Here is a 10,378-nt window from a genome sequence, read left to right as displayed (position 1 = left end):
GATTCCGGTCGACGCGGCTTGCTCGTCGCTACGTGTGCGGCGGGTGGTGTGGCCGGATTGGCTACGGCAGGGGCCTTTGTGTCCACCTTCCAGCCGTCCGAGCGAGCAAAAGCCGCAGGCGCTCCGGTGGAGGTTGATATCACGGGCATGGCTCCGGGGGAGATGAAGACCGTGGAGTGGCGCGGCAAACCGGTCTGGATTCTGAAGCGCTCACCCGAAATGGTCGAGTCGCTGAAGAAAACTGACGCCCAGGTTGCCGATCCTAAGTCGGAACGTAATCAGGCCGACTTGACGCCGGAATATGCGCGTAACGAATACCGTTCCCGCAAGCCGGAAGTCCTCGTCGCAGTGGGCATCTGTTCGCATCTGGGCTGCTCCCCGAGCAGCAAGCTGCAACCCGGAGCGCAGCCTTCGCTGCCGGACGATTGGCAGGGCGGTTTCCTCTGCCCGTGCCACGGTTCGACCTTTGACCTGGCCGGGCGCGTGTTCAAGAACAAGCCGGCTCCTGACAACCTGCAAGTACCGCCGCACATGTATCTGAGCGATACGCGCTTGCTGATCGGCAAAGACGAGAAAGGCGAAGCATAATCATGGCATTCCAAGAGAAAAAGCTCCCCGCCGACGCGCCGTTCTCCGCCAAGGCGCTGAACTGGGTCGACGCCCGATTCCCGCTGACTTCCACCTGGAAGGCGCACCTCTCCGAGTACTACGCACCGAAGAACTTCAACTTCTGGTACGCATTCGGCTCCCTCGCATTGCTGGTCCTGGTCATCCAGATCGTCACCGGCATTTTCCTCGTGATGCACTACAAGCCGGACGCCACCCTCGCGTTCAATTCGGTCGAGTACATCATGCGCGACGTGCCCTGGGGCTGGCTGATTCGCTACATGCACTCCACCGGCGCATCCGCCTTCTTCATTGTCGTTTACCTGCACATGTTGCGTGGCCTGCTGTACGGGTCCTATCGCAAGCCGCGTGAACTGGTCTGGCTGTTCGGCGTCGCCATCTTCCTGGCGCTCATGGCAGAGGCATTCTTCGGCTACCTGCTCCCATGGGGCCAGATGTCCTACTGGGGCGCGCAGGTGATCGTGAACCTGTTCGGCGCCATCCCGTTCATCGGCCCGGACCTGTCCCTGTGGATTCGCGGTGACTACGTCGTGTCGGACGCAACCCTGAACCGCTTCTTCTCGTTCCATGTGATCGCGATCCCGCTGGTCCTGCTGGGCCTGGTCGTGGCGCACATCATTGCGCTGCACGAAGTGGGTTCCAACAATCCGGATGGCATCGAGATCAAGGAAAAGACGGACTCCAACGGCGTGCCGCTGGATGGCATTCCGTTCCATCCGTACTACTCGGTGCATGATGTGTTCGTCGTCGCCGTGTTCCTGATCGTTTTCAGCGCAATCATCTTCTTCGCGCCGGAAATGGGCGGTTACTTCCTCGAGTACAACAACTTCATCCCGGCTGATCCGCTGAAGACCCCGCCGCACATTGCGCCGGTCTGGTACTTCACGCCATTCTACTCGGTCCTGCGCGCAACGACTTCGCAGTTCATGTACGCGCTGGAAGTCGGCCTGGTGGCATACGTTGCGCTGGTGATCGCGAAGTCGAAGCTGAGCGGCAAGGTGAAAATTGCGTTTATCGTCGTTGGCGCTGCTGCGCTGGTCGGCATGTTCATCTTCGACGCCAAATTCTGGGGCGTGGTCCTGATGGGCGTGTCCGTGCTGATCCTCGGTGGTCTGCCGTGGCTCGACCACTCGCCGGTCAAGTCGATCCGTTATCGCCCGGGCTGGCATCGTTACGTGTACCTGGTCTTCGGCATTGCATTCGTGATCCTGGGTTACCTCGGCGTGTTGCCGCCGACCGAAACCCGCACTCTGGTGGCACAGATTTGCACGTTCATTTACCTCGGCTTCTTCCTGTTGATGCCTTGGTGGAGCTCCATGGGGCAGTTCAAGCCCGTGCCCGAGCGTGTTACTTTCAAGCCGCACTAAGCCGCAAAGGGATAAGAGAATCATGAAATTGCTGAAAAAACTGATTGCGGTCCTGGCACTGGTGCCGGCAGTCGTGCTGGCCAGCGAAACTGCCACCCTTGACCAGGCACCGAACCGGATCCATGATCTGGCCGCGCTGCAAAACGGTGCCAAGATCTTCGTCAACTATTGCCTGAACTGCCACTCGGCTGCCGCCATGCGCTACAACCGCCTGCGCGACATCGGACTGACGGAAGATCAGATCAAGAACAATCTTCTGTTCGCGACGGACAAGGTAGGTGACCTGATGAAGGTGGCGATGCAACCGAAGGATGCGAAGGTCTGGTTCGGCGCTGCGCCGCCGGATCTGTCGGTGATCGCACGTGCTAAAGCTTCCGAAGCGGGCTCCGGTCCGGACTGGCTGTACACCTACCTGCGTACCTTCTACAAGGACGATTCCCGCCCGACGGGCTGGAACAACCTTGTGTTCCCGAACGTCGGCATGCCGCACGTGCTGTGGGAGCTTCAGGGTGTGCGCAGCGCCAAGTTCGTCGAAGAGAAGGATCCGCACGATCCGGGCAAGATGGTTCACAAGTTTGCCGGATTCGAACAAGTGACGCCCGGCAAGTTGTCGCCGATCGAGTATGACAATGCCGTTGCTGACCTGGTGGGTTATCTTCAGTGGATGGCCGAGCCTGCGCAAAATACCCGCAAGCGCCTCGGTGTTGGCGTATTGCTCTTCCTTGGTCTGTTCCTGGTACTGTCCTGGCGTTTGAACGCGTCCTACTGGAAAGACATCAAGTAAATCTTGCCCGCTATCCGGACGGACGGCGGGCGTTTGTTTCAGGGTGAGCCGTATGACGTCTCACCCTTTTGTTTCTAAGGAACTACAACATGATGGTTCTCTATTCGGGCACTACCTGCCCATTTTCGCAGCGCTGCCGTCTCGTGTTGTTCGAGAAGGGAATGGATTTCGAAATTCGCGATGTCGACCTGTTCAACAAGCCGGAAGACATCTCGGTAATGAATCCTTATGGTCAGGTGCCGATCCTGGTCGAGCGCGACCTCATTCTGTATGAGTCGAACATCATCAACGAATATATCGATGAGCGTTTTCCGCATCCGCAACTGATGCCGGCGGATCCGCTCATGCGCGCGCGTGCGCGCCTGATGCTGTTTAACTTCGAGAAAGAGTTGTTCGTCCACGTCCACACCCTGGAAAACGACAAGTCCAAAGGGGCCGAAAAAGGGCATGACAAGGCGCGCGCCGAAATCCGTGATCGCTTGACCACACTGGCACCGCTGTTTTTGAAGAACAAGTACATGCTGGGCGACGAGTTTTCCATGCTCGACGTCGCGATCGCGCCCTTGCTCTGGCGCCTTGATCATTACGGTATCGAACTATCCAAGACCGCGGCGCCTCTGATGAAATATGCGGAGCGCATTTTCTCGCGCCCGGCCTACATTGAAGCGTTGACGCCGTCCGAGAAGGTTATGCGCCGCTGATACTGCTTGCCCCTGCGTAAGTGCACCCGGAATTCTTCAAGGGGTGCATTCCGCGGCGCAGGCGTTTTAACCGGGAAACCATGCCAGAAATTTCTACCAAGCCCTACTTGCTGCGGGCGATCTACGAGTGGTGCACGGATAACGGATATACGCCGTATCTTGCCGCCGCCGTCGATGCGCAGACCCGCGTACCACGCGAATTCGTGAAGAATGGCGAGATCGTGCTCAACATCAGCTTCACTGCAACAAGCGGCTTGAAGATGGATAACGATGCGATCCATTTCCATGCTCGCTTCGGAGGCGTGTCGCGCGAGATCCTGATTCCCGTGGAAAACGTCGTGGCGATCTATGCGCGCGAGAACGGGCAGGGCATGGCATTCGAGGTTTCTCCGGCATCTCAGGATGAGCGCAGCGACGAGACCTCGAAAGCGCCTCCGCTTTCGGCTGTTCCGCAAACGGAAGGCGAGACCAGCGACACCAGCAACACCTCGACAGGCGGCCCGGACGATGACAATGAGCCGCCAAAAAAAGGCGGGCGTCCTACACTAACGCGGATCAAATAAAGTACAATACGGGACTTTCCAGTTTCGCCGGCTTAGCTCATCTGGTAGAGCAGTTGATTTGTAATCATCAGGTGGCGGGTTCGAGTCCTGCAGCCGGCACCAATGCAAAGCCCACGATCATCATCAATGATCGTGGGCTTTTTCTTTTCATGTTGAATTTACGTCGGATGACTTCCCCTGCAAGGGAGACAGAGATCCCGGCTATATCCACCCGCGACCAAACATTACTGTTCCTGCTTGATGCCGCTCCAGCGAGGCGTGAGCGCGTGAGAAATCGAGAACAGGTCCAGAACTCTCCCGACAGTGTGGTCGACCAATTCCGCAATGGATTGTGGGCGATGATAGAAACCAGGTAACGGTGGGAAAATGATGCCGCCCATTTCCGTGACCGCAGTCATGTTGCGCAGATGGGCGAGATTGAATGGTGTCTCGCGCACCATCAACACCAAGCGACGTCGTTCTTTCAGTACGACGTCCGCGGCCCGCGCGATCAGGTTATCGGAAAAACCATGTGCGACGGAGGCCAGCGTTTTCATCGAGCAGGGCGCAACAATCATGCCCTCCGACTGGAACGAGCCACTCGCGATCGACGCGCCAACGTCTCGCACGTGATGAACGACATGCGCCAGTGCCTCTACTTCCTTGCGCGCCATGTCCAGCTCCTGATGCAGGCTGAGGACGCCTGCATCGGAGACGACCATATGGGTTTCGATGCCACCGCTGTCGCGCAACACTTGCAGAAGACGCACCCCATATACGGCACCGGTTGCACCGGTGATGGCGATGATCAGGCGTTTGTTCGGCATCGGCTGTCGTTGATGCATCCCGGCGGATGCAACCGCATCAGGACTTCAGCAGGTTCTGCAACTCGCCCGACTCGTACATCTCGGTCATGATGTCCGAACCGCCGACGAATTCGCCTTTGACGAAGAGCTGCGGAATGGTCGGCCAGTTGGAATATTCCTTGATGCCTTGGCGCACTTCTGCGTCTTCCAGAACATTGATGGTCACGATGTTTTCGATCCCGCAGGATTGCAGGATCTGGATGGCGCGGCCGGAAAAGCCGCACTGCGGAAATTGCGCCGTACCTTTCATGAACAGCACGACCGGGTGCTGGCTGACGGTGTCCTTGATCCAGGAATGGATATCATTGCTCATGGCCTAACCTCTCAAAAATGCGGGATAGCGCCCATTATATGAAAAAGACGCAGTGCACGCCGGTAAGTCCTTCAAAAACCCGGGGGAATCCAGACTTTATTCTTTGGGATCAACGCCCATTCAGAGAAAAGTTGCCGTCCAAATAAAAGGGCTCGCCTTGCGCGAGCCCGTGCTGTTTCCCAGTCCAGGCGGCCTCAACCTTTCAGCTTGGCAAAGGCAGCTGCCATGGCATTGTTGACCGCCGGCTGGCGCGACTGCTGATGCTGCGCGAGCCTCCGCGAATCATTGCGATCGCCGCGCTGTTCCGTACGTGCTCCGGCGGGCGCAGGCGTATCGGACAGACGCATCGTGAGCGCGATGCGGCGGCGCTTTTCGTCCACCTCAAGCACCTTCACCTTGACCACCTGGCCGGCCTTCACGACGGTATGCGGATCACGCACAAAGGTATTCGAGAGTGCCGAAATGTGGACCAGGCCATCCTGGTGCACGCCGATATCGACGAAGGCACCGAATGCGGCGACGTTGGTGACCACGCCTTCCAGAATCATGTCGGGTCGCAGGTCCCTGATATCCTCCACGCCTTCCTTGAAGGTGGCGGTGGTGAACTCGGGGCGAGGGTCGCGGCCCGGCTTTTCGAGTTCCTTCAGGATGTCCGTGATGGTCGGCACGCCGAACTTTTCATCCGCGTACTTCGCGGGGTTGAGCCCCTTCAACAGCTTGCCATCGCCGATCACGCCTTTCACATCTTTCTTGATGTCGTTGAGGATCTTCTCGACGACCGGATAGGATTCCGGGTGGACGGCAGACGCATCGAGCGGATTGTCGCCGTTCATGATGCGCAGGAAGCCGGCTGCCTGTTCAAAGGTCTTCTCCCCGAGCCGCGGTACCTCGCGCAGGGCAACGCGCGACGTGAACATGCCTTTCATGTCCCGGTAGCTGACGATGCTTTGCGCCACGCTGGCGTTCAGACCGGACACGCGAGCCAGCAGCGGAGCGGATGCCGTGTTGACGTCAACGCCCACCGCATTCACGCAATCCTCCACTACGGCATCCAGCGAGCGCGCCAGTTGTGTCTGGCTGACATCGTGCTGGTACTGGCCGACGCCGATCGACTTCGGATCGATCTTCACCAGTTCCGCCAGTGGATCCTGCAGGCGGCGTGCGATCGATACAGCGCCGCGCAACGAGACATCCAGCTCCGGCAATTCGCGCGATGCAAATTCCGAGGCCGAGTAAACCGACGCGCCCGCTTCGGATACCACGATCTTGGTCAGCTTCAGTTCCGGATGCTGCTTGATCAGGTCCTGCGCCAGCTTGTCGGTCTCGCGCGACGCGGTGCCGTTGCCGATCGAGATCAGCGCGACGTCATGCTTGCGCGCGAGTTGTGCGAGGGTGTGGATCGATCCATCCCAGTCGTTACGCGGCTGGTGCGGATAGATGGCGGTGGTGTCGACCACCTTGCCGGTGGCATCGACCACCGCAACCTTCACGCCGGTACGCAGCCCCGGGTCCAGGCCCATAGTCGCGCGCGGACCGGCAGGAGCGGCCAGCAGCAGGTCCTTGAGATTGCGGGCGAAGACGTTGATCGCTTCGATCTCGGCACGTTCGCGCAGGCTCGTCATCAGCTCCGTTTCCAAGTGCATGAAAACCTTCACGCGCCAGGTCCAGCGCACCGTGTCGGACAGCCACTTGTCTGCCGGGCGGCCCTGGTTGCTGATGCCGAAACGTGCGGCGATGCGGCTCTCGCACGGGTTATGTGGCGCATCCCATTTCGGCTTTTCCTCTTCGCTGTCGAGGCGCAGCGACACGTTCAGGATTTCTTCCCGACGCCCGCGGAACAGCGCCAGCGCACGATGCGAGGGAATCGTGCCGAGCGTTTCGGAGTAATCGAAGTAGTCAGCAAACTTCGCGCCCGCATCTTCCTTGCCCTCGACGACCTTTGATTCCACTACGCCGTGTTCCGTGATGTATTCGCGCAGCGCTTGCAGCAGCGTCGCGTCTTCGGCAAAGCGCTCCATCAGGATCTGGCGCGCGCCGTCCAGCGCAGCCTTGGCGTCGGGAACGCCCGGATTTTCGCCATTGTCGGTGCTGAACGCAGGCTTCAGGTACTTGGCCGCTTCCTCTTCGGGGCTCAGTGCCGGATTGGCCAGCAGGGCGTCCGCCAGCTCAGTGAGGCCGGCTTCGGCCGCGATCTGCGCCTTGGTGCGGCGCTTCGGCTTGTAAGGCAGGTACAGGTCTTCCAGCCGCGTCTTGTCTTCCGCATGCACGACGGCGTCCAGCAGTGCCGGCGTCATCTTGCCCTGCTCCTCGATCGAGGCGATGATTGCTGCGCGCCGATCCTCCAGCTCGCGCAGGTAACGCAGGCGTTCTTCCAGCAGGCGCAATTGCGTGTCGTCGAGCCCACCGGTAGCTTCCTTGCGATAGCGCGCAATGAAGGGAACGGTGGCGCCTTCGTCCAGCAGGGCGATGGCGGCGGCGACTTGCGCCGGCTTGGCGGCGAGTTCAACAGCAAGGCGTTGTTCGATCGATGGCAGCATGTGGAATCAAAATGGTGAAAACAAGCGGCAGATGATACGCAAATTATGCGAATCCGCCAGTCTTGACAGGGATAAAAAACATCATTGGGCTGGCGCTTAGCGGTGGCCGCCGCTGGCGCGCTCGATGCCGGCCAAGTCTTGCCAGCTTTGTACTGCGTGAAAGCCGTCCTTGGCCAGCAAGTCACGCACCGCCGGTGCCTGGTCGTAGCCATGTTCCATCAATAGCCAAGCGCCGGGAGCAAGATAGTCCGGTGCGCCGCGGATGATGGTACGCAGGGCGGACAAGCCATCGGCATGGTCGGTGAGCGCATCGGCCGGCTCAAAGCGCAGGTCGCCTTGCGCCAGGTGGGGATCGTTCTGCACGATATAGGGCGGATTGGAAACGATGACATCGAAGCGCTCCGGCGGCAGTGATTCGAACCAGTTGCTGCGCACGAATGACACACGGGCGCCATGTCGCGTTGCATTGCGCTGCGCGACCTGCAACGCGGCTGTGCTCGCGTCCAGTGCGGTTATCGAGACGTCGGGTCGGGCATGGGCAATGGCAATGGCGATTGCGCCGGAGCCTGTGCCCATGTCGAGCACGCGTCCTCCTTGCGGCAGCCGTTCAAGTGTGAGCTCGACCAGCAGTTCCGTTTCCGGGCGCGGGATCAGCACATCGGGCGTGGTGTAGAACGGCAATCCGTAGAATTCGCGCTCACCGACAATATAGGCAATCGGCTCACCATTGAGACGCCGTTGGAACAGGGACGATACGACGTTTGCTTCATCCGCGGTCAGGCTGCGTTCCGATTGCGTGATGAGCTGGACGCGCGACAACTGCAAGGCATGGCCCAGCAGGATGCGAGCTTCCAGCGGTTCGATCGGCGGAGTTTTCAGCACCGCGCCGAGCGTGGTGCCGGGAGAAATTGAAAACGATGACATGTTTTCGGTGCTGCTTTGCGGTTCTGCTCGTCGCAGCGCGTCAGCGGCTTTGCCGCAGTGCTGCCCAGATCAGCAGCAGCGCGAAGATCGAGAACCAGATCAGCGACCATTGCGGCGTCGAGAGGCCAAGAAGCGGCTCATATTCCGTCGAGCACAGGCCATCTGCCTTGAACAGCCAAGGCAGCCACTCGGCGGTGGCAATCTTGTTGAGCGAGGTTTCCAGCGGATCGATGCCGCAGGAAATCGCAGGATGCGCCTTCACCCACAGGTGCCAGCTCGCGATGCCCGCACCGGTCAGTGCTGCCAGCGCGCCCAGGCTCGCACCGAGCTTCGTCAGGCCGCGCGGCAGGGCGGCAAACACCAGGCAGATCAACCCGGTTGTGATGAATGCATAGCGCTGCATTACGCACAAGGGGCAGGGCAACTCATTCTTGACATGCTGCAGGTACAGCGCGGCACCAATCAGCAGGAAGGCAACGATTCCGACAGCGAGCAGCACAGGTTTGGAGGTTTTCATCGATCTGTCTTGTCAGTGAATAATGTCATGGGAGTAATACTGCGTGAAATGGTTCCCTTAATGCAAGCATTCCGCAACCCATCCGTATCAAGTTTTGCTGCGAAGATCAGGCCTCCTCGCTCAGTGCCGCAAGCTGCTCTGCCTGGTGCTCCGCCATCAACGCATTGGTCAGCTCCTCCAGGTCGCCATCCATGATGAAATCGATCTTGTAGAGCGTCAGATTGATGCGATGGTCAGTGACGCGGCCCTGCGGAAAATTGTAGGTGCGAATGCGCTCGCTGCGGTCGCCCGAGCCGATCAGCGATTTGCGCGTCGCCGCTTCCTTGGCCTGCTGCTCGCGCAATTGCATGTCCTTGATACGCGCGGCGAGCACTTTCAGCGCGGAGGCTTTGTTCTTGTGCTGGCTGCGGTCGTCCTGGCATTCGACCACGATGCCGGTCGGGATGTGGGTGATGCGCACCGCCGAATCGGTCTTGTTGATGTGCTGGCCACCCGCGCCGGATGCGCGGAAGGTGTCGATGCGGATGTCCGCCGGATTGATGTCGACGTCGCTCACCTCGTCGGCTTCCGGCATGACGGCAACCGTGCAGGCCGAGGTATGGATGCGCCCCTGCGTTTCGGTGGCCGGCACGCGTTGCACACGATGCCCGCCGGATTCGAATTTCAACTTCGAATATGCGCCATGTCCAATGATGCGCACGATGACTTCCTTGTAGCCGCCGATTTCCGAGGCCGACTCCGATACCATCTCCGCCTGCCAGCGATGGCGCTCGGCAAAGCGGGTGTACATGCGCAACAGGTCGCCGGCGAAGAGCGCGGCTTCATCACCTCCGGTGCCGGCGCGAATTTCAAGATAGATGTTGCGCTCGTCATTCGGGTCCTTCGGCAACAGCATCTTTTGCAGGTCGAGTTCGAGCTGTTCGATGCGCTCCTTTGCCGCTGCGATTTCCTCTTGCGCCAGTTCCTTCATGTCGGGATCCGACAGCATTTCCTGCGCCGCTTCGATGTCGTCGCCGGCTTTGCGGTATTCCTTGTAGAGCGCGACCAGCGGGCCGAGCTCGGCATGTTCACGCGTCAGCCTGCGGTACTGGTCCATGTCGGAAGTCACGCCTTCCTGCATCAGCAGGTTGTTCAGTTCTTCCAGCCTTTCGCTGAGCTGGTCGAGCTTGGCAAGCATGGATGGTTTCATCGGTAATCGTC

At 59.5% G+C, this 10,378-nt stretch carries 11 protein-coding genes and 1 tRNA gene; 6 read left to right on the top strand and 6 right to left on the bottom strand.

All coding sequences use genetic code 11. The features are described 5' to 3' along the window. The 6 genes from petA to VJ698_RS15170 all read left to right on the top strand — a co-directional run. Positions 1–588: ubiquinol-cytochrome c reductase iron-sulfur subunit (petA, locus tag VJ698_RS15195; protein WP_324103625.1), on the top strand; the 588-nt coding region annotated here is incomplete at its 5' end. Then, positions 588–1,994, top strand: a complete 1,407-nt coding sequence (locus VJ698_RS15190; protein WP_324103627.1) for a cytochrome bc complex cytochrome b subunit — start codon at positions 588–590, stop codon at positions 1,992–1,994. The genes petA and VJ698_RS15190, both read left to right, overlap by 1 nt. Positions 1,995–2,016: 22 nt before the next feature. Then, positions 2,017–2,778, top strand: a complete 762-nt coding sequence (locus tag VJ698_RS15185; RefSeq protein WP_324103624.1) for a cytochrome c1 — start codon at positions 2,017–2,019, stop codon at positions 2,776–2,778. Positions 2,779–2,867: 89 nt separating this feature from the next. Further along, entirely contained in the window at positions 2,868–3,479 is a 612-nt protein-coding gene (locus tag VJ698_RS15180; protein ID WP_324103623.1) for a glutathione S-transferase N-terminal domain-containing protein, read from the top strand. 80 nt (positions 3,480–3,559) lie between these two features. After that, complete coding sequence (locus VJ698_RS15175; RefSeq protein WP_324103622.1) at positions 3,560–4,042, top strand: ClpXP protease specificity-enhancing factor; 483 nt, start codon at positions 3,560–3,562, stop codon at positions 4,040–4,042. Between the two features lie 26 nt (positions 4,043–4,068). Beyond that, a tRNA-Thr gene (locus VJ698_RS15170) sits at positions 4,069–4,144 on the top strand. A 122-nt stretch (positions 4,145–4,266) separates the two neighbouring features. Here VJ698_RS15170 and VJ698_RS15165 read toward each other — a convergent pair. The 6 genes from VJ698_RS15165 to prfA form a co-directional block, all read right to left on the bottom strand. Beyond that, a complete protein-coding gene (locus VJ698_RS15165; protein ID WP_324103621.1) occupies positions 4,267–4,848 on the bottom strand; it encodes a UbiX family flavin prenyltransferase in 582 nt (193 codons plus the stop codon). 37 nt (positions 4,849–4,885) lie between these two features. Next, on the bottom strand, positions 4,886–5,200 hold the full coding sequence (gene grxD / locus VJ698_RS15160; protein WP_324103620.1) for a Grx4 family monothiol glutaredoxin: 315 nt from the start codon (positions 5,198–5,200) through the stop codon (positions 4,886–4,888). A gap of 194 nt (positions 5,201–5,394) precedes the next feature. Further along, entirely contained in the window at positions 5,395–7,737 is a 2,343-nt protein-coding gene (locus VJ698_RS15155; RefSeq protein ID WP_324103619.1) for a Tex family protein, read from the bottom strand. A 96-nt stretch (positions 7,738–7,833) separates the two neighbouring features. Beyond that, positions 7,834–8,661, bottom strand: coding sequence for a peptide chain release factor N(5)-glutamine methyltransferase (gene prmC, locus VJ698_RS15150; protein WP_324103618.1), 828 nt, complete (start codon positions 8,659–8,661; stop codon positions 7,834–7,836). Between the two features lie 40 nt (positions 8,662–8,701). Next, on the bottom strand, positions 8,702–9,178 hold the full coding sequence (locus VJ698_RS15145; RefSeq protein WP_324103617.1) for a disulfide bond formation protein B: 477 nt from the start codon (positions 9,176–9,178) through the stop codon (positions 8,702–8,704). A gap of 106 nt (positions 9,179–9,284) precedes the next feature. After that, positions 9,285–10,367, bottom strand: a complete 1,083-nt coding sequence (prfA, locus tag VJ698_RS15140; RefSeq protein ID WP_324103616.1) for a peptide chain release factor 1 — start codon at positions 10,365–10,367, stop codon at positions 9,285–9,287. Positions 10,368–10,378 lie beyond the last annotated feature (11 nt).

Source organism: Noviherbaspirillum sp. (assembly GCF_035254685.1).
GTDB lineage: Bacteria > Pseudomonadota > Gammaproteobacteria > Burkholderiales > Burkholderiaceae_D > Noviherbaspirillum.
Note: the sequence above shows the minus strand (reverse complement) of the source record. Positions and strands in the feature narration are given on the sequence as shown.

Excerpts from the sequence above, each read along its gene's own strand:
- prmC (WP_324103618.1), bottom strand. The coding sequence starts at position 8,661 with ATGTCATCGTTTTCAATTTCTCCCGGCACCACGCTCGGCGCGGTGCTG.
- VJ698_RS15175 (WP_324103622.1), top strand. The coding sequence starts at position 3,560 with ATGCCAGAAATTTCTACCAAGCCCTACTTGCTGCGGGCGATCTACGAG.
- VJ698_RS15145 (WP_324103617.1), bottom strand. The coding sequence starts at position 9,178 with ATGAAAACCTCCAAACCTGTGCTGCTCGCTGTCGGAATCGTTGCCTTC.
- VJ698_RS15155 (WP_324103619.1), bottom strand. The coding sequence starts at position 7,737 with ATGCTGCCATCGATCGAACAACGCCTTGCTGTTGAACTCGCCGCCAAG.
- VJ698_RS15180 (WP_324103623.1), top strand. The coding sequence starts at position 2,868 with ATGATGGTTCTCTATTCGGGCACTACCTGCCCATTTTCGCAGCGCTGC.
- grxD (WP_324103620.1), bottom strand. The coding sequence starts at position 5,200 with ATGAGCAATGATATCCATTCCTGGATCAAGGACACCGTCAGCCAGCAC.
- VJ698_RS15185 (WP_324103624.1), top strand. The coding sequence starts at position 2,017 with ATGAAATTGCTGAAAAAACTGATTGCGGTCCTGGCACTGGTGCCGGCA.
- prfA (WP_324103616.1), bottom strand. The coding sequence starts at position 10,367 with ATGAAACCATCCATGCTTGCCAAGCTCGACCAGCTCAGCGAAAGGCTG.
- VJ698_RS15165 (WP_324103621.1), bottom strand. The coding sequence starts at position 4,848 with ATGCCGAACAAACGCCTGATCATCGCCATCACCGGTGCAACCGGTGCC.